The following is a 17,988-nucleotide window of genomic DNA, read 5'->3' as shown; positions in this document are numbered from 1 at the left end:
GACGGCGATCAGCACCGCATGTGGACGGAAAGCATTTATCGCAGAATGTTCGTCGGTCGCATCTTGCAATATCTGATCATATTCGCCCTTGACCGTTTCAAGCGCCAGCCCATGCCGCGCTGCGCTGGCACAAGCGCAGGCGCGACAAAATCCTGTGTTCCATTGCCCAAAATACCAAGGCGGATCTGTGTTAATGGCTCAAACGAGGCGTCGGCGGCTTGTAATTTATGAATAGAATTTGCCAGTTTCTGAAGGTGATTTCCGTCCATCGCGCAATTGGCCAGCGCTTGAATCCTACGTCCAAGATCGGGGGTATCAGGCTTAAGTTCACGGCATTTAGCGGAAAAATCAGCAGGCGGTTGCACCAGCCACGAAAGATCGCTTATCGATTTTGACATGTCTTGTTTCCCTGACCCAAAGCATGTATGTACGCCGAGGCGCTTAGTTGTGCTTTTTGGAAATTGCCGTCGCAAGTTCACCGACATTCTTGAAGGAAGAAATTTCCGATGCCGAGAATTTTATGCCGAAGGTCTTGCTTACAGTCAGGATAAGGCGAACATGGGTGAGACTGTCCCATCCCGAAACATCGTCAGCAGTGGTATTCGGCGTTACCACCAAATCATCTTCGTCAAATACACTCTGAAATATTTCGGTTAGCCGACTATAAACTGCGGTTTCGCTCAAACTCATTTGATTTGCTCATATATCAGCGAACAGCAAGGAAAGTTTTAAGACAAGAACCGAAGGCGCGGTCATCTTTCAGGAAGAAAGAAATGCGTACCGGTCTCAAGTATCGAGCCCGTTTTCAATCAGCAAACCCTGAGCTATTTAGCCGAGTCAGGGTCATAGGGTAGCGGTGGAGTCCAGCAAATGTAAGTGGAAGCAGGTAAATCATTACGCCATTACAGTGCACGCGCTTAAGTGATTATACAACAACAATATCATTGAATTATTGAATGGGTGGTTCTTCAGAACGCGGGATTAATGGCGCCATGTTATTGAGCAAAAAAACAGTATTGATAGAGGTCATCATATTAGCCAATGTGTTTAAGCGGGACCTTGCAGGCAAAGCTGACCGCCTTGATGATTGTCTTTTAGCTTCCTGGAAACGCCACCCTCTGAATCCCATCTGAATCAATTCCATCCAAGGGTGCCTCATCTAGTGTCCTGTCTGATTAATTCGTTTCCTTATACATAACCAAGCAAACTGGCCGCCCTCTAATTGCTGCCAGATCACCACGATGGCCAGCCTCGCAAGGTCAGCGAGGAGAAAGTAAAGGAAATCCTGACCCTGACGACTCAACGGGGTGCCTCGCGAAGAGACGCATCGGCTGAAAACGCGCAAGATCAGCAACCATCCTCTTTTTGCCGAGAAGGTTGTCGACGTGATCGGGAACACCGAGGTGGTCATCGACAGAGGATAGAAGTGTTGCCGGAGGAACCTGACGCCGAGGGTGAGCGCTGGGCGTCGATGGCAGTCACTAGGAGAGCAAGGAGTGTATTTAATCAACGAACCCTATCAATCACCTACTTCCGAGCGGTGATTGACAAGATTTCAAGACCCTTGATTTTAAATGGTGCCCGAAGCTGGGGTCGAACCGGCACATTCTTACGAATGAGGAATTTTAAGTCCGGGGATTTTTTGTTGTAAAACAACCGGATACGCTTTAATTCTTGCCGCAACGGCGAACATTTACCATCCTTGCAGGTCGCAAACGGCGTGATGCGGGTTATTTTTGCAGCACGTTTTTTACCCGGACTTTGCTAGACCCCGACCTTCGTTGGCCCACACATATCCGCGCCAATGGCAGCCTTCAGCGCTTTTTCCTGATCGGAAGTCAGGTTTTCAAGCTCATCCTTGTCTTATACCGCGAATATCCAAAACTGGCCGTCATCGAGTAGCCTCCTGCCTCCATGCAACAGGATTTCCCAATCCTTTGCCTGCAAGCCCAAGGACTGGGGTGCGCCAACTTCGGCGCGGACAACGGAAGGACAGCGCAATGAATCTTGATCCGCACAACCCGCATCTATTGGCCTTCCATACCGCTAGAGGCCGCTTAAACCGGGTATCCCACTGTATTTCAAAAGCCTGTAACTGTTTCCAGCGGCCTCAGTTTCGCCCTAAATCCGCCCTAAAATCTTCATGAGGGATGGAGGCGCCCAAGCATGAAGTGCCGGCACGAATAAAAAACCAACACTAACGGCACCAAATAGTATTGCGAGCGCGATGCCCCACCTCACCGGCTTGGGTACCAGCATGCCGATCAGCCGCTCAAAGACGCTCTGGATTTGTCCTACCTGACGGCTCAATGCATTTCGGACACGCTGAAAATGGACGACAGGCATATCCGGGACGATCAGTTATGGATTCAGCAGGGTAAGACTGGAGCAAAGCGTCGCATCGAGATTGTCGGCGAGCTGAAGGTGTTACTGACCCGTATCGCAAAGAGAAAGGCTGGATACAAAACCAGGTCGACCAAACCAGTTGTCCTGGAGAGCGGACAGCCAACGACATACGGGATGCTGAGGGGACGTTTTGACAAAGCCAGGGAAGCTGCAGGAATTGAAAAAGCACTGTTCCAAATGCGAGACTTGAGGGCGAAAGCTGGCACCGACAAGGCCGAAACGAGCGGCGATATCATGCAGGCGAGAGATCAACTTGGGCATACGACGGTGGTTATGACTGAGCAGTACATCCGCGACAGGAGGGGCAAGAAAGTTACCCCTACTCGATGAATTGCGGACCAAGGCCATAATTGCGGACCAGAAACTAACAAGGGCCTACCTGCAATAACGCAGGTAAGCCCTTGATTTTAAATGGTGCCCGAAGCCGGGGTCGAACCGGCACGTCCTTACGAACGAGGGATTTTAAGTCCCTTGCGTCTACCAATTTCGCCATTCGGGCGGTAGCGCCAAGAGCAGGGAATATATACATCCCTACTCAGTGAAGCAAGCTTACTGGGCCCACAAGATGCGACAAAATCTTGCAGCTGAAACCCAATAAAAAAGCTCCGTAAATCATGGATCTACGGAGCTTGTTTATGATGGAGGCCGAGGTCGGAATCGAACCGGCGTAGGCGGATTTGCAATCCGCAGCATAACCATTTTGCTACTCGGCCCCAAACGTTCGATGTCAATACAACTGACACTAAACGCATACAACTTTGAGTTGAAGGAAAGACATTAATCTATCTCTCAACCCTTTGAAATCTATAGGTTTTTTTACATTCCCACATCAGGAATGGACGCAATTTTGGACTTGTTCACCTGGCATGTCAAGAACTGAGGGGAAATAATTCCAGATAGTGGTCTGCCGTCTCTGCCAACACAAATTACGGCTTAACTTGCCTCCAAAACCACAAAAACATCCAAAAAGATAGTCTTTATATTCGCTTGCACACGGAAGAATATAGTTCAAGCCCTCATTCCGAAAAGTAATGCCGTTCGTCTGGACAACACCTCAAGTTCTGAGTTTACTGGCAGATATAGCTATTAGCCATCGTGCCCCTCACCTACTCAAGGAAGAGAAATGCCCATACCTTCGATGTACGGCGAATCCGATTACTCATCTCCCCGTCCCGCTGCTTTTTTCTGGCTGCCGCTGGTGATCTCGATAATTGGCAGTGGCTTACTCTTAACGCTGGTTGGCCTGCAGATGCCGTCGCTGTTGTGGGGTGCCGGGCTTTTGCTTGTTGGGATTATTGCCGGTTTCTGGAGCGCCAATCGACAAGTCCTATTCGTTTCCCATGCAGTGGCCCACGCGTTGAGCGCAGAGCGTGCAGCGTTGCAATTGCAGCAATCAACCGCTGCCGCTAGTGGCCTCGAAGCAGTGTGCCTGGAGGCAGTGCCGATCTGGGCCAAGCAAGTTGAAAGTTCACGTCAGCAAACCGAGACTGCAATTGTCGAGTTGAGCAGCCGTTTTTATGCCATCTCCAACCGCCTACAGGAAACCGTCAACGCCTCGCAATCGGCGGCCGGTAGTTTGTCTGGCAAAGCCGAGGGAAGCGCACTCGACGTGTTAGCTCAAAGCGACGTCGAGTTGGTGAAGGTCATCGACTCGCTGAAAGCCAGCCAATACAGCCGCGATCAAATGCTGACTCAGGTCCACAACCTCACCGCCTACACCGGCGAACTGCGCACCATGGCGGCTGAGGTCGCCGCCATCGCACAACAAACCAACCTACTGGCCCTGAACGCGGCCATCGAAGCAGCCCGTGCCGGTGAAGCAGGACGCGGCTTCGCGGTGGTGGCCGATGCGGTCCGCACGCTGTCGAGCCAGTCCAGTGAAACCGGGCAAAAAATGTCGGCCAAGGTCGACATTATCAACGGCGCGATCACTCAACTGGTGCAGGCCGCTTCCAGCAGCTCTGACAATGACAACGACTCCGTGGCCAGCTCTCAGATCAGCATCCAACAGGTTCTTGAGCGTTTCAAAAGCATCACCGGGCGCCTGTCAGATTCAGCGAGCCTTCTGCAACAGGAAAGCGTCGGCATCCGCGACGAGGTGACTGAAGTGTTGGTCAGCTTGCAGTTCCAGGACCGGGTCAGCCAGATCCTGGCCCACGTGCGTAACAACATGCAGGCGTTGCACGGCCAGCTTCAAGCTTCACGAAAGACGCCAGGGCACCCGGTCCAGATCGACGCAGCGGCATGGTTGGCGGAGATGGAACTCACCTACGCCACCGACGAACAACGCCAGAACCACCGTGACAGCAATACATCATCCGTCGGCAAGAAAGCGGCGGCGGCCGCTGAAATTACTTTTTTCTAGGAGCTCAATCGTGGCTAAAAACATAATGGTCGTGGACGACTCCAGCAGTGTCCGCCAGGTCGTCAGTATCACGCTGAAAAGCGCTGGCTACGATGTGACTGAGGCCAGCGATGGTAAGGATGCGCTGGGCAAGCTCACTGGACAGAAAGTCCACTTGATCATCAGCGACGTGAACATGCCAAACATGGACGGCATCACTTTCGTCAAAGAAGTGAAGAAGCTGGCCAACTACAAATTCACACCGATCATCATGCTCACCACCGAATCCCAAGAATCCAAGAAAGCCGAGGGTCAGGCCGCCGGTGCTCGCGCGTGGGTGGTCAAACCTTTCCAGCCCGCGCAGATGCTAGCGGCCGTCGCCAAACTGATCATGCCCTGAGGAATTGCGGCCATGCCGATCATTTGCGACACCTACGCCGGCGTTTCCCACTTGCGCATCGAAGGTGAGATGACTATCTACACCGCTGCCGAGTTGGCTACGGAGTTATTGCCGTTTCTGACACCGCCCGGCGAACTGGAGATAGACCTGTCACAGGTCACTGAAATGGACAGCTCGGGGGTGCAATTACTGATGCTCGCCAAGCGCGAAACGCTGCAGCTTGGACGTCCTCTGCGCTTGATTGGCCACAGTCAAGCCGTACTCGATACCTTTGAGCTGTGCGACCTTGCGGGTTATTTCGGCGACCCACTGGTGGTGTCTGCCAGCAGCCATTGAATTACTTAGCGCCTCAGCAGTAATCCGAATACTCGGAGTGAAAAGGACTTTATCGTGACGATTAACCTCGACCAGGCGCAGCAGACGTTCATCGTTGAAGCCCGTGAATTGCTTCAGGACATGGAAACGTCGTTACTGCATCTTGAAAACCAACCTGATGACGCTGACACCCTCGGTGCAATCTTCCGCGCGGCGCACACCATCAAAGGCTCGGCCGGTTTGTTCGGCCTGATGCCCATCGTCGGGTTTACCCACATCGTCGAAGACGTACTGGACCGGCTGCGCGATGGCGCGGTGGCGGCCGACGGGGCGTTAATCGCGCTGCTGTTGAAATGCGCAGATCACATGCTGGAACTGGTCGAAGTCATCGCCAGCCAAGGCGACACGTTGAGTCAGGCAGCCAACGACCGTGAATCACTACTGCGCCATGGCTTGCAGGCGTATCAGGAGTCCCCGCACATCACCGCACTGAGTGCCCCGCAAGCCACGACATCGGCTGTACACACGCCCGCAACAAGTGTTTCTGGGCTGTGGCACATCTCCCTGCGTTTCGGCAACGACGTGTTTCGTAACGGCATGGACCCGCTGTCATTCCTGCGGTATTTGAACACCCTCGGCGAGATCGTCTACATCAGCACCCTTGCCGAGGAGCTGCCCAGCCTTGAGGCGTTCGATCCAGAGAGTTGCTACCTGGGTTTTGAGATCGATTTTCGCTCCGACGCGACCTTTACCGTCATCAATGAAGCCTTCGACTTTGTGCGCGACGATTGTGTGATCCACATCATCGCTCCGCACAGCGTTGAACCCCCCGTGTCGCCGGATGAGCCCCTCATCGAACAGCAAGCGGTCGCGACCGTTGTCGCACCGTCAGTGCTGAACAAACAAACGGCGCTGCAGGAAACCAAGGGCAAAGAAGGCAGCTTCGTCCGGGTCAACGCCGACAAGCTCGACGAACTGATCAATCTGGTGGGTGAGCTGGTTATCGCCAGCGCGGGTGCGAGCTTGCTTGCCCGCAGTAGCCTCAACAGCCCGTTGCAGGAGTCCACTTCGGTGGTATCGGGATTGGTCGAGGAAATACTCGACGGTGCATTACGCCTGCGGATGGTCCCCATCGGCGACACCTTCAATCGCTTCCGCCGTGTGGTACGTGATGTTAGCCAGGAGCTGGGTAAGGACATTGATTTAGTCATCAGTGGCGCCGACACCGAACTGGATAAAACCGTGGTCGAGAAAATTGGTGACCCGTTGATGCACTTGCTGCGCAACGCCATGGACCATGGCATCGAGTCGCCTCAAGCGCGGCTCGCGGCGGGCAAACCGGCCAAGGGTCAGTTGCACCTAAACGCCTACCACGACTCCGGCAGCATCGTTCTGGAAATTGCCGACGATGGCGCCGGGCTCAACCGTGACCGTATTTTGCAAAAAGCCCAGGAACGCGGTCTGGTAGCGGCCTCGGCAACCCTGACCGATCATGAAATCTACAACCTGATTTTCGAGCCGGGGTTCTCCACCGCAGAGGCGGTTACCAACCTTTCCGGACGCGGTGTTGGCATGGACGTGGTCAAGCGCAACATCACCTTGCTGCGCGGCACCGTTGACCTCGACAGCCAGCCGGGCCTTGGCATGCGGATTCGGATTCGCCTGCCGCTGACCCTGGCGATCATCAACGGCTTTTTGGTCGGTATCGGCCAGGCAAGTTATGTGATCCCGCTGGACATGGTTCAGGAATGCATAGAGCTCAGTGAAGAAACACGCCAGCAGGCTCGGGACAGCAGTTATCTGGACTTGCGCGGTGAAGTGCTGCCGCTGGTTTACCTGCGCGACCACTTCAACCATGAGGGCCAACCGGTACGCCGCGAAAACGTCGTAGTGGTGCGCTGCGGTGAGTTCAAAGCCGGACTCGTTGTTGACGACTTATTGGGCGAGTTTCAGACCGTGATCAAGCCACTGGGAAAGCTCTTTAGTGCGCTACGCGGCATCAGTGGTTCGACGATTTTGGGCAGCGGTGCGGTGGCGTTGATTCTCGACGTGCCCGCATTGCTTGCACAAATCGTACAGATGGAAGCCAGACACAGCTCATATGCAACACAAACGCTTATTACTGCTCGTTAAGCAATTCGCAATTCATGGAGGTATTACCCGATGAAATGGTTTTACGATCTTAAAATCGCTACGAAGTTGATCGCTTCATTTCTTGCGGTGCTGGCGCTGACCTCGATAATGGGTGTGTTCTCGATCATCCAGCTGGGCCAGGTGAATCAAGCCACCACGGATATTCGTGACAACTGGATGCCCTCGTTGCGTTATGCGTCGGCCATGCGTTTCTTTGCAGCGAATTACCGCCTGAAAGAAAACCGCCATATATTGGCGGATTCACCCCAAGAACAAGCCACATTGGAGCAAGAAGCCGCCGAGTCGAAAAAGCAGCTCGAAATCCGGTTGGTAGCTTACGACAAACTCATTGCAAGTCCTGAAGAGCGCCAGCAATACGATACGGTTAGCGCCGACTGGACCGCTTACCTGACGGTCAGCAAGAACTTGTTTGCGCTCTCTCAGCAGCATCTTGATGCCGAATCCAAAGCGTTGCTCAAGGGCGAATCGAAGCGTATTTTCGAAATTGTCGCCAATGACCTGCAGAAACTGGTGGAACTGAATGATGCTGGTGCCGCCGCCGCAAATGAGAGAGGAACTGCGCTGTACGAAAATGCCCGAATTTCCATCATTGGCGTATTGATAGCCGCACTGCTTATTGGACTTGGACTGGCGCTGTTCATTTCCCGGATAATTTCAAAACCTCTGAAACAGGCTGCCAGCGTTGCGTCCCAGTTAGCCGAAGGCAACCTCAATGTCCACATCGATGTAGGGTCCAAGGACGAGACCGGCATGGTGCTCAACGCTATGCAGAACATGGTCGGCAAGCTGTCGCACATCATCGGCGAAGTGCGCAACGCCGCCGATAACCTGGCCAGTGCGTCGGAACAAGTCAGTGCGACTGCTCAGTCCATGAGCCAGGCCACCAGCGAACAAGCGGCCAGCGTCGAAGAAACCAGCGCTTCCATCGAACAGATGAGCGCGAGCATCAATCAAAATACCGAGAACGCCAAAGTCACCGACGGCATGGCCAGCAAGGCTGCCAAGGAAGCCACTGACGGTGGCCAATCGGTTCAACAGACCGTTGTAGCAATGAAAAAAATCGCCCAGCGCATCAGCATCATTGACGACATTGCGTATCAGACCAACCTGCTGGCGCTGAACGCAGCCATCGAAGCGGCCAGGGCTGGTGAGCACGGTAAAGGCTTCGCCGTTGTGGCTGCCGAAGTGCGCAAACTGGCTGAGCGCAGCCAAGTGGCGGCTCAGGAAATTGGCGAGTTGTCGGGCAGCAGTGTCGAGTTGGCTGAGCGCGCTGGCAAACTGCTGGACGAAATGGTCCCGTCGATCAACAAAACTTCAGACCTGGTTCAGGAAATCAGTGCCGCGTCCGAAGAACAGGCCGCAGGTGTGGCACAAATCAACACCGCCATGACCCAGCTCAATCAGGTCACCCAGCAAAACGCTTCAAGCAGCGAGGAGCTGGCGGCCACTGCCGAAGAGATGAGCAGCCAGGCCGAGCAGCTGCAACAAGCGATGAGCTTCTTTACCCTGGACGCTGCGCCGCTGAACGCCAAGCCGCTCCATAGCGTTAATAAGCCTACGTACAACACCCCAAATGCGAGCCGTAAACAGCCTCGTCCCGTCCAGCTCAGCCGCTCGTTTGCCCAGCAAACGGCCGGCCCTGATGAAACCGAATTCACCCGGTTTTAACGGGTTCGATTTTTTGGAGATAAGGCATGGGCTCAATCGTGACCACTCGGCAATCCAACGCCGCCCTTGCAGAGGAGGCGCAGTACCTGACCTTCATGCTCGGTGGCGAGATGTTTGCCATTGGCATTCTCGGCATTAAGGAAATCATCGAATACGGCAACCTCACCGTGGTGCCGATGATGCCGTCATTCGTTCGTGGGGTGATCAACTTACGCGGTGCGGTGGTGCCAGTGGTTGATCTCTCGGCACGCTTCGGACGGCAAAACTCTGGTACCACTCGACGTAGTTGTGTGGTGATTATCGAAGCCAATACCGAGGACGGCCACGCACAGGACATCGGCCTGCTGGTTGACACAGTGTGCGCGGTACTAGAGATTGCGGCCGCCGAAATTGAGCCGCCGCCTAGCTTCGGTGCGCGAGTGCGTGCGGACTTCATCAGCGGTATGGCCAAGGTCGAGGGTAAGTTTGTTATCGTGCTTGAAGTCGATAACGTGCTGTCCATCGACGAAATGTCCAGGCTTGCAGGCGCAGAAACCAGCACCCACAGCGACGTGCAATGAACACCAGACAAGGATTGTCATGCTGACCACCGCCGCCCTGAGTGATCGCGAGTTCGAGCAATTCCAAACGTGGCTGTACCGTGCTGCCGGCATCAACCTGTCACCGGCAAAAAAGGCCTTGGTGGCAGGCCGTTTGTTCAAGCGCCTCAAGCTGTACCAACTGGATAGCTACGGCGACTACTTCAAGCTGATCATGGGCGACCACAACGCAGCGGAACTGCAAGTCGCACTGGATCTGCTGACCACCAACGAAACCTATTTCTTTCGCGAACCCAAGCATTTTGATTTCCTGCGGGAAAAGGTGCTGCCCAACGCTCTGCCCGGAAAACTTTTTCGGGTGTGGAGTGCGGCCAGTTCATCCGGCGAAGAGCCTTACAGCCTGGCCATGACCTTGGCCGAAGGTTTGAGCACCACGCCATGGGAGATCGTCGGTTCAGACATCAGCACTCAGGTGCTGGCCAAGGCGCGCACCGGCCACTATCCAATGGAGCGTGCTCGTACCCTGCCCCAGTCACTGCTGGTGAAATACTGCCTGAAAGGCACCGGTAATCAGGCCGGTACGTTTTTGATCGACAAGGTACTGCGCAACCGGATCAATTTTATTCAGGTCAATCTCAACGACGCACTGCCGCCTCTGGGCGAGTTCGACGTTATTTTCTTGCGTAATGTGATGATCTATTTCGACCAAGAGACCAAGCGCAAAGTAGTTACCAAACTGTTGCCGCTGCTTAAGCCCGGCGGATACTTCATCATCAGCCACTCGGAAAGCCTGAACGGTGTTAGCGAAGCCTTGAAGATGGTCGCACCGTCGATTTACCGGAAACCATGAAAAAACCCACGGACGCCCTCGACCTCTACCTGACCCCAGGCGAGTTTCACTTCAGCGACCAGCCAACGCGGATGCGCACACTGCTCGGCTCTTGCATTGCGATTATCCTGTGGCACCCCAGGCGTAAAATCGGTGGCATGTGTCATTGCATGCTGCCGGCAAGAGCGCACCGAGGCGCCGCCTTGGATGGTAGGTACGTCGACGAAGCACTAGCGCTATTCAAGCAGGAAGCGATGGCGCGCCGCAGCGCTATTGACGAATACCAGCTCAAGCTGTTCGGCGGCGGCTCGATGTTTCCAACACAACGCCGCGACATCATGGGCGGCAATATAGCGCGCATGAATGTGGCAGCCGCGCATCAATTTGCCGAGCAATCACGGTTAGTCCCCAAGGGCCAGGACATGGGTGGCATCGGCCATCGCAACATTTTCTTCGACACCTGGAGCGGTCACGTCTGGGTTAGACACACCTCATTGAAAACGGCTGAAGGCAACGATGAAAAAGATAAGGGTACTGGTCGTCGATGACTCCGCCGTAGTGCGGCAGGTGTTGCAGGCCATTCTCGAGAGCACGCCAGACATTCAGTTGATGGCCGCTGCGTCCGACCCGATTTTCGCCATGGACAAGCTTGCACGGGAATGGCCCGACGTTATCGTGCTGGACGTGGAAATGCCGCGCATGGACGGCATCACGTTTCTGAAAAAAATCATGGCAGAAAGACCCACGCCAGTGGTGATCTGTTCATCACTGACGGAAAAAGGTGCGGAAACTACGTTGCAGGCCCTCTCGGCAGGCGCAGTGGAGATCATCACCAAACCGAAAGTCGGGCTAAAGAACTTTCTGCTTGAGTCATCCGCTGAATTGATTGGAGCGATTCGCGCTGCGGCCAATGCCAACGTAAAAAACCTCGGCAAACGCGTTGCGGCGCCGCGCGTCGAATCTGCCGGCAAGTTGAGCGCAGACGTGATTCTGTCCGCGGCCCACGGCCATGCCATGCCGCAGACCACTGAACGCATCGTTGCGATCGGTACCTCGACTGGCGGCACCCAAGCGCTAGAAGCCGTACTGACAGCCCTGCCCCGCGTGTGCCCCGGGATCGTCATCGTCCAGCACATGCCGGAAAAGTTCACCGCCGCGTTTGCTGAACGCCTTAACAGCATCTCGCAGATCGAAGTACGTGAAGCCCGCCACAACGACCGTGTGCTGCCAGGCCTGGCGCTGATCGCTCCCGGCGGCAAGCATATGCTGCTAACCCGCAGCGGTGCGTATTACCACGTTCAGGTGGTCGACGGACCCCAGGTCAACCGGCATCGGCCGTCCGTGGACGTGCTGTTTCGCTCGGTCGCCAAGTTCGCCGGCAAGAACGCCAGCGGAATCATCATGACCGGTATGGGCGACGACGGCGCCCGTGGCCTCAAGGAAATGCTCGACGCCGGCGCCACCACCGTGGCTCAGGACGAAGCCAGCTGCGTGGTATTCGGCATGCCCAAGGAAGCGATCAAGCTCGGCGCGGCCAAGCGGATTTTGCCGTTGCACGAGATTCATCTGGCGGTAATGGGCAAGTGAAGACCGTAGCGGACTGTCAGAACGACGCGCCTATTTGATATTGCTTATCATATGCATTAAATTGCCCTGGTCCTTTTCCACGTAGCCGCGTTCATGTTTGATCTACAGGCCGTCACCTTTGGCATCCCCGGGCGCACCCTGCTCCACCCCCTGGACCTGCAACTGCCCCACGGGCAAATGATCGGGCTGATCGGTCATAACGGTTCGGGCAAGTCGACGCTGATCAAACTGCTGGCGCGTCAGCAGCTGACCACCGGCGGCCACCTGACGCTGGATGGTCAGCCGTTGGAAAAATGGAAAAGCCGCGATTTCGCCCGCCAGGTCGCCTACCTGCCGCAGCAATTACCGGCTGCCGATGAGCTGACCGTGCGCGAACTGGTGTGTTTCGGTCGGTACCCGTGGCACGGTGCGTTTGGCCGTTTTGGTGCTGACGATCGCGCCCAAGTCGACCGCGCCATGGAACTCACCCACACCCAGGTGTACGCCGCACAGCGGGTGGATGATTTGTCCGGCGGCGAACGCCAGCGGGTCTGGCTGGCGATGCTACTGGCGCAAAATAGCCGCTACCTGCTGCTGGATGAACCAACGTCAGCGCTGGACATCGCGCACCAGGTTGAGGTGCTGTCGCTGGTGCGTAAACTCAGCCACGAACTGGACCTTGGGGTGATCGTGGTGCTCCACGAAATCAACATGGCCGCCCGCTATTGCGATCATCTGGTGGCGCTGCACAGCGGTAGCCTCCTGACCCAAGGCGCCCCCGCCGACCTGATGAACAGCGAAACACTTGGCGCCATCTACGGCATCGGCATGGGCGTACTGCCGCATCCGGTTGATGGCAGCCCGATCAGTTTTCATTATTGATCTGGTTTTACGACCGCGCGGGATCCAGCAACTGCTGACGAACCGCGCCAATACACAAATACGCCGCCGCCCGTGTATGCACATTCACCCCGTCCACATCCAACGGAATCTGCGGGCTTACGTCGATCAATTTGACCGGCGCGCCACGGCTTGCGAAAGCCATCTCCGCCGCCTGGCTATTGGCGAACGCAACCACGCCATCACGGGTTGATCCGCATAACAGCGTCGGTGTACGGGGCGTCCAGTCGAGCAAATCGTTACGGGCTAATGCCTGACGAAACGGCATCTTCGGGTCATCCATAAACGCCTGAGTAAACGCCGGGGCACGCAATTGATCCAGCTCCTGCGCGGGCGGCAAGGTCTGCTTGCCAAGCATCTCGAAAATGTTTTGCGGTCCGGGGAACCCATTCTTCAGCTGCGCCGCCCATGGCTGACGGAACACTTGCTGCGGATCACCGTAGATATTGCCGTAAACCCCCTGCATACCCGCCAGTGTGTAGGCCAGCAAGTAAGGCGCCAAGGTGTTGGTGCCCGCCGCCGTGGTGCCGGTCCAACTACCAAGAAACGTCTGCGACAACGAATAAGGCCCTGACATCGGCGCGCTGGCCACCAAATTGAATTCGGCACTGTTGTCACGCTCAATGGCCCGTTGCGCGGCCATTGCCGCATGTCCCCCCTGGGAATATCCAGCCAGCATCACCTTGCCCGACAACGGCGCGTGCAGGTCGCTGCCTAGTCGCCGTGCGGCGCGCAAGGCATCAATGATTGCACTCGCTTCGGAGTCCGCATGCAAATACGGGTGGAACGGGTAGTCGGAACGCCCCAACCCCAAATAGTCAGTGGCGACCACTGCGTAGCCTTGGGCGGCGAAGAACGCGAGCAATGCGCTGTCGCCGCTCTTCAACAAGCTTTGGGCTTGCTCAGAATTACGTTGAGTATCGGTGCCCCGCGCCCACCCCAGCAGCGGATACGGCCCTTCACAATTCTTGCCTTCTGGCAGCAGCAACATAGCCGATGCAGTGGCCGGTTCGCCATGCACACCGCGCGTGGCATACGTCAGATCCACCAAACGCACGTCACAGCGTGGCGCGCCAATGTAGCCACGTTGGTCACCGAGTTCGGCGTCCATCTCGGCCACCGTAAAAGTCTTCAACGTAGTGCTTGAGAGTACTTCGCCCGCCACTGGAGTGGCCGCGTTGACGGACGCCAGAGGCGCGCACGCCATAGTGACCAATAAAGCGCTGAAAACAGTGCGCGAAAACATAACGACTCCAAACAAACGAACAAAAGGGCGCGCGTCCTATGCCTCGCACCCTTGATGGACTGCCAGAGCTCAATGCTCTTATGCCCTTTGCGCCACAGCCTTGGCAATTTCCTGACGACGATGGCGCGGTAGCTCATACAGCGCATCGGCAATCTCACCGGCCCTTGCCGGCAACACCGACAGTAAGGTGTCGCTCAGACCGTGACTGGCCTGACAGAAACCCTGAATGAAGATCGACGCTTGCAGCCGTGGGTCCGACGCCAAACGGTAGTCACGACCGGCGACGAAGTCACCCAAATATTCAGCCAGTGGTTCGAGCAAGCGACGATGCGACGTACGCTCATAGCCGGTAGCAAGAATCACTGCATCGTAACGGTGGCTTTCAATGGTGCCGGTGGCGATGTCATTGAGCCGAAGTTCGATCTGCCCGCCCTCCTGATGCGCCGTCTCGATCACCCGTCGGCACAAGAAGCCATGACGGAACTGACGGGAAACTTTCTGCCGGTAGAAAATCCCGTAGATGCGTTCGATCAAGTCCAGATCCACTACCGAATAGTTGGTGTTGTGGTACTCGTTTATCAGGCGGTCGCGATCATCTTCCGGTTGGTTGAACACCAGATCAGTGTATTCCGGGGCGAATATCTCGTTGACGAACGGACTGTCGTCCGCTGGTTTCAGTACCGCCGCGCGCAGGATCATATCGACTTGAGCCGACGGATAACTGTCGTTCAAATCGATAAAGGCCTCGGCGGCGCTTTGGCCGCCACCAACCACCGCGATGCGCATTGGCCGACCGTCGACACACGGCATCGTTGCCATGCTCTGCAGGTACTGAGCATGGTGGAACACCCGCTCGTTGCCCTTCAAACCGGCAAACACCAACGGAATTTTAGGCGTGCCACCGGTGCTCAAAGCCAGTGAATGGGTATGACGAATGTGCTCGCGACCTTCGGTGTCGCGGGAGACCACTTGCAGACGCTCCACGTTGCGACCGGCGCTGATCACCGGCTCAATGCGCAGGACTTCTTCGCCGTAGCCGCTCTGCTCGGTGAAGTGCCCGGCGACCCAGCGCAGGTAGTCGTTGTACTCCATGCGGCACGGGTAAAAAGTGCCGAGGTTGATGAAGTCAGCCAGGCGGCCTTGGGTGTGCAGGTAATTCACAAAGCTGTAGGGGCTCTGAGGATTGCGCAGCGTGACCAAGTCTTTGAGGAAGGAAATCTGCAGTTCACTCTGCGCGACCAAGGTGTTGCCATGCCAGCGATAGTCTTTCTGTCGGTCGAGAAACAAGCTGCGCAATGGCTGATTACGCTGCTCCCCCAGCTCCTGCAGTGCAATGGCCAAGGCCAGGTTGGACGGGCCAAAGCCGATCCCCAAAAGATCATATGCTGCTGGCGCGACGTTCATCTGTTGTGTCATCTCGCAAACCTCTCGATGTACAGGGGCCAGTCTGTGCAGTCGGCCCTGTTATCTGTTGCCCAGGTGCCTGGCCAAATTCATCAACGGTGACGAGACACGAACGGAGGGATTTAGCGCACAGAAGAAATAAAAACAAAGCTACCTAAATAGTACTCATAATCGTTACTATTCGCGTATGGGACGATAAGGGCGCTGGCAGATCAGTACTGCAGTGCCCTTTTTTATGAGTTCTGGGTAAATCCCGACGCAGATCAGTCGTCGTCTGATGGACATTAGCGGCACTTTTTGCCTCACACAGGCTTGTCTTTCCACTGTGAAGGAAACATCGATGCAAACCCCTCCGCAAAGCACGCTTAGCGCGGTTCTGCAATTGCTCCGCCAGTTCCGCCTGGTGCTGATTACGTCCATCGTGCTGGGTATTTTGGGTGGTTTGGGCATCACCGCGCTGCTGGCCACCATCAACAACAGCCTGCATGCCGAAGGCGATACCTCCACGACACTGCTGTTGGGCTTCGCCGGTTTGTGCGTGCTGGCGCTGGTCGGCTCGATCCTTTCGGACATCGGCACCAACTACGTGGGTCAGCACGTCATCGCCCGACTGCGCAAAGAACTCGGCACACGGATCCTATCGGCGCCCATCGAACAACTTGAACGCTACCGCAGCCATCGACTGATTCCGGTGTTGACCCACGACGTCGACACCATCAGCGATTTCGCCTTCTCGTTCTCGCCCTTGGCCGTGTCGTTGAGCGTGACCATGGGTTGCCTGGGGTACATGGCGTGGCTGTCATGGACCATGTTTCTGACCACCGGGGTGGCGATCATCATCGGCAGCGTCATCCAGTATTTCGCCAGTAATCGCGGCATCAATGGTTTTTTCGCCGCACGGGAACACGAAGACGAATTGCAGAAGCAGTACCGCGCCATCGCCGAAGGTGCCAAGGAACTGCGCATCAACCGCCCTCGCCGCCTGCGCCTGTACAACGTCAAACTACAGGACACCATTGACCGGATCTGCGCCATTCAAATCAGCTCGATCAACCTGTTTGTCATCGCCAAGGGCATGGGTTCGACCCTGTTCTTCATTGTTATCGGCGTAGCGCTGTTCTTCCAGGCCATCTGGCCAAGCACCGATAAAGCAACGCTCAGCGGTTTCATCCTGGTGCTGCTGTACATGAAAGGTCCGCTGGAAAGCGTCATCGGTAACTTGCCAGTGGTTGGCCGTGCCCAAGTTGCCTTCCGCCGTATTGCCGAATTGTCGGCACAGTTCGCCTCGCCTGAACCGTACTTGTTGCTGAAGGACAAGCCACAAAACGTTGCCCCGCTGGAATCCCTTGAGCTGCGCGGCGTGCATTACGCTTACCCGGCGACCGAAGGCAATCAACCGTTCGAAATCGGACCTCTGGATCTGGATATTCGTCCCGGTGAGATCCTGTTTATCGTCGGCGAAAACGGCTGTGGCAAGACCACCTTGATCAAGCTGCTGCTCGGTTTGTACGAGCCGCAACAAGGCCAGGTGCTGCTCAACGGTGCTCCAGTGACGGCGCAGACACGCGACGATTACCGCCAGCTGTTTACCACGATTTTCTCCGATTATTTCCTGTTCGAAGACCTGATTCAGGGCAGCGACGTCATTCCCGAGGATGCAGCCAAATACCTGGAGCGCCTGGAGATCGGGCACAAGGTCAGCCTCAAGGACAACACTTTTTCCACCACCGACTTGTCCACCGGGCAGCGTAAACGCCTGGCCCTGCTACAAGCCTGGACCGAAGGTCGACCGGTCTTGGTGTTCGATGAATGGGCTGCCGACCAGGATCCGACCTTTCGCGGGATTTTTTATTCAGAATTGCTGCCGAGCCTGAAAGCTTTAGGCAAGACCATCATCGTCATCTCCCACGACGACCGTTATTTCGACTGCGCCGACCAACTGGTGCGCCTGGCCGCAGGCCAACGAATACCTGAACTTGTGCCCGCATGAGCCAACACCGCCTCATGATTGACCGGCGACGCTGCCTGATGGCGTTGGCCGGTTTTATGCTCGCCCCTCGGGCATTCGCTTTCAGCACGCCAGCGCTTGATCGACTGGTCGCGCTGGATTGGGGCCTGGTACAAACCCTACTAGCCCTCGGCGTGGCACCCATCGCCACTGCTGAGAACGAGCTGTACCGCGAGAGTGTCCGAGAGCCGCAACTGCCCGCATCGGTG

15 protein-coding genes, 2 tRNA genes and 3 pseudogenes are annotated in these 17,988 nt (G+C 55.9%); 14 read left to right on the top strand and 6 right to left on the bottom strand.

Annotation, left to right across the window (positions count from 1 at the left end):
• Window positions 1-35 precede the first annotated feature (35 nt).
• Both M0974_RS27165 and M0974_RS27160 read right to left on the bottom strand, forming a co-directional pair.
• Window positions 36-398: a hypothetical protein gene (locus M0974_RS27165; RefSeq protein WP_297844447.1), complete on the bottom strand. Its 363-nt coding sequence runs from the start codon at window positions 396-398 to the stop codon at window positions 36-38.
• Window positions 399-441: 43 nt separating this feature from the next.
• On the bottom strand, window positions 442-690 hold the full coding sequence (locus tag M0974_RS27160; protein ID WP_297844444.1) for an acyl carrier protein: 249 nt from the start codon (window positions 688-690) through the stop codon (window positions 442-444).
• Between the two features lie 535 nt (window positions 691-1,225).
• Between M0974_RS27160 and M0974_RS27155 the strand changes: the two are divergent.
• Window positions 1,226-1,385: pseudogene (locus tag M0974_RS27155) on the top strand (IS630 family transposase); the annotation flags it as partial.
• An 865-nt stretch (window positions 1,386-2,250) separates the two neighbouring features.
• Window positions 2,251-2,736: pseudogene (locus tag M0974_RS27150) on the top strand (tyrosine-type recombinase/integrase); the annotation flags it as partial.
• Between the two features lie 82 nt (window positions 2,737-2,818).
• On the opposite strand, the gene M0974_RS27145 reads toward M0974_RS27150, so the two are convergent.
• Window positions 2,819-2,905, bottom strand: a tRNA-Leu gene (locus M0974_RS27145).
• 140 nt (window positions 2,906-3,045) lie between these two features.
• Window positions 3,046-3,119: transfer RNA gene (locus tag M0974_RS27140), tRNA-Cys, on the bottom strand.
• A gap of 536 nt (window positions 3,120-3,655) precedes the next feature.
• Between M0974_RS27140 and M0974_RS27135 the strand changes: the two genes are divergently transcribed.
• The 10 genes from M0974_RS27135 to M0974_RS27090 all read left to right on the top strand — a co-directional run bounded on the left by M0974_RS27135 (window position 3,656) and on the right by M0974_RS27090 (window position 13,103).
• Window positions 3,656-4,771 (top strand): methyl-accepting chemotaxis protein, encoded by a 1,116-nt coding sequence (locus M0974_RS27135; RefSeq protein ID WP_297844449.1) that lies wholly within the window; start codon window positions 3,656-3,658, stop codon window positions 4,769-4,771.
• A 10-nt stretch (window positions 4,772-4,781) separates the two neighbouring features.
• Window positions 4,782-5,150 (top strand): response regulator, encoded by a 369-nt coding sequence (locus tag M0974_RS27130; RefSeq protein WP_297844442.1) that lies wholly within the window; start codon window positions 4,782-4,784, stop codon window positions 5,148-5,150.
• A 12-nt stretch (window positions 5,151-5,162) separates the two neighbouring features.
• Complete coding sequence (locus M0974_RS27125) at window positions 5,163-5,486, top strand: lipid asymmetry maintenance protein MlaB (RefSeq protein ID WP_297844439.1); 324 nt, start codon at window positions 5,163-5,165, stop codon at window positions 5,484-5,486.
• A gap of 54 nt (window positions 5,487-5,540) precedes the next feature.
• Window positions 5,541-7,598, top strand: a complete 2,058-nt coding sequence (locus M0974_RS27120; RefSeq protein WP_297844436.1) for a chemotaxis protein CheA — start codon at window positions 5,541-5,543, stop codon at window positions 7,596-7,598.
• Between the two features lie 30 nt (window positions 7,599-7,628).
• Window positions 7,629-9,287: a methyl-accepting chemotaxis protein gene (locus M0974_RS27115; RefSeq protein WP_297844433.1), complete on the top strand. Its 1,659-nt coding sequence runs from the start codon at window positions 7,629-7,631 to the stop codon at window positions 9,285-9,287.
• A gap of 26 nt (window positions 9,288-9,313) precedes the next feature.
• A complete protein-coding gene (locus M0974_RS27110) occupies window positions 9,314-9,847 on the top strand; it encodes a chemotaxis protein CheW (protein WP_297844430.1) in 534 nt (177 codons plus the stop codon).
• 19 nt (window positions 9,848-9,866) lie between these two features.
• The gene (locus M0974_RS27105) at window positions 9,867-10,676 is read left to right on the top strand and encodes a protein-glutamate O-methyltransferase CheR (RefSeq protein ID WP_297844427.1); all 810 of its coding nucleotides are present in this window, start codon (window positions 9,867-9,869) and stop codon (window positions 10,674-10,676) included.
• On the top strand, window positions 10,673-11,203 hold the full coding sequence (locus tag M0974_RS27100) for a chemotaxis protein CheD (RefSeq protein ID WP_297844425.1): 531 nt from the start codon (window positions 10,673-10,675) through the stop codon (window positions 11,201-11,203). Before M0974_RS27105 ends, M0974_RS27100 begins: the two co-directional genes overlap by 4 nt.
• On the top strand, window positions 11,172-12,242 hold the full coding sequence (locus tag M0974_RS27095) for a chemotaxis response regulator protein-glutamate methylesterase (protein ID WP_297844423.1): 1,071 nt from the start codon (window positions 11,172-11,174) through the stop codon (window positions 12,240-12,242). Before M0974_RS27100 ends, M0974_RS27095 begins: the two co-directional genes overlap by 32 nt.
• A 93-nt stretch (window positions 12,243-12,335) precedes the next feature.
• Window positions 12,336-13,103 (top strand): ATP-binding cassette domain-containing protein, encoded by a 768-nt coding sequence (locus tag M0974_RS27090; protein ID WP_297844420.1) that lies wholly within the window; start codon window positions 12,336-12,338, stop codon window positions 13,101-13,103.
• 7 nt (window positions 13,104-13,110) lie between these two features.
• Here the strand turns inward: M0974_RS27090 and M0974_RS27085 are convergent, their stop codons facing one another.
• Together M0974_RS27085 and M0974_RS27080 are read right to left on the bottom strand one after the other, a co-directional pair.
• Window positions 13,111-14,367: an alpha/beta fold hydrolase gene (locus tag M0974_RS27085; protein ID WP_297844418.1), complete on the bottom strand. Its 1,257-nt coding sequence runs from the start codon at window positions 14,365-14,367 to the stop codon at window positions 13,111-13,113.
• Window positions 14,368-14,445: 78 nt separating this feature from the next.
• The gene (locus tag M0974_RS27080; protein ID WP_297844415.1) at window positions 14,446-15,783 is read right to left on the bottom strand and encodes a SidA/IucD/PvdA family monooxygenase; all 1,338 of its coding nucleotides are present in this window, start codon (window positions 15,781-15,783) and stop codon (window positions 14,446-14,448) included.
• 328 nt (window positions 15,784-16,111) lie between these two features.
• Here M0974_RS27080 and M0974_RS27075 point away from each other — a divergent pair, with 328 nt between their 5' ends.
• Together M0974_RS27075 and M0974_RS27070 are read left to right on the top strand one after the other, a co-directional pair.
• Complete coding sequence (locus tag M0974_RS27075; RefSeq protein ID WP_297844412.1) at window positions 16,112-17,761, top strand: cyclic peptide export ABC transporter; 1,650 nt, start codon at window positions 16,112-16,114, stop codon at window positions 17,759-17,761.
• A pseudogene (locus tag M0974_RS27070) lies at window positions 17,758-17,988 on the top strand (hypothetical protein); the annotation flags it as partial. The gene M0974_RS27075 and the pseudogene M0974_RS27070, both read left to right, overlap by 4 nt.

The sequence above is a fragment of the Pseudomonas sp. genome (assembly GCF_026224925.1).
Lineage (GTDB): Bacteria > Pseudomonadota > Gammaproteobacteria > Pseudomonadales > Pseudomonadaceae > Aquipseudomonas.
The sequence above is the reverse complement of the archived record's forward strand: the minus strand, read 5'-3'. Positions and strand labels throughout refer to the sequence as shown.

Excerpts from the sequence above, each read along its gene's own strand:
- M0974_RS27165 (WP_297844447.1), bottom strand. The coding sequence starts at position 398 with ATGTCAAAATCGATAAGCGATCTTTCGTGGCTGGTGCAACCGCCTGCT.
- M0974_RS27160 (WP_297844444.1), bottom strand. The coding sequence starts at position 690 with ATGAGTTTGAGCGAAACCGCAGTTTATAGTCGGCTAACCGAAATATTT.
- M0974_RS27135 (WP_297844449.1), top strand. The coding sequence starts at position 3,656 with ATGCCGTCGCTGTTGTGGGGTGCCGGGCTTTTGCTTGTTGGGATTATT.
- M0974_RS27125 (WP_297844439.1), top strand. The coding sequence starts at position 5,163 with ATGCCGATCATTTGCGACACCTACGCCGGCGTTTCCCACTTGCGCATC.
- M0974_RS27115 (WP_297844433.1), top strand. The coding sequence starts at position 7,629 with ATGAAATGGTTTTACGATCTTAAAATCGCTACGAAGTTGATCGCTTCA.
- M0974_RS27110 (WP_297844430.1), top strand. The coding sequence starts at position 9,314 with ATGGGCTCAATCGTGACCACTCGGCAATCCAACGCCGCCCTTGCAGAG.
- M0974_RS27105 (WP_297844427.1), top strand. The coding sequence starts at position 9,867 with ATGCTGACCACCGCCGCCCTGAGTGATCGCGAGTTCGAGCAATTCCAA.
- M0974_RS27100 (WP_297844425.1), top strand. The coding sequence starts at position 10,673 with ATGAAAAAACCCACGGACGCCCTCGACCTCTACCTGACCCCAGGCGAG.
- M0974_RS27095 (WP_297844423.1), top strand. The coding sequence starts at position 11,172 with ATGAAAAAGATAAGGGTACTGGTCGTCGATGACTCCGCCGTAGTGCGG.
- M0974_RS27090 (WP_297844420.1), top strand. The coding sequence starts at position 12,336 with ATGTTTGATCTACAGGCCGTCACCTTTGGCATCCCCGGGCGCACCCTG.
- M0974_RS27085 (WP_297844418.1), bottom strand. The coding sequence starts at position 14,367 with ATGTTTTCGCGCACTGTTTTCAGCGCTTTATTGGTCACTATGGCGTGC.
- M0974_RS27080 (WP_297844415.1), bottom strand. The coding sequence starts at position 15,783 with ATGACACAACAGATGAACGTCGCGCCAGCAGCATATGATCTTTTGGGG.
- M0974_RS27075 (WP_297844412.1), top strand. The coding sequence starts at position 16,112 with ATGCAAACCCCTCCGCAAAGCACGCTTAGCGCGGTTCTGCAATTGCTC.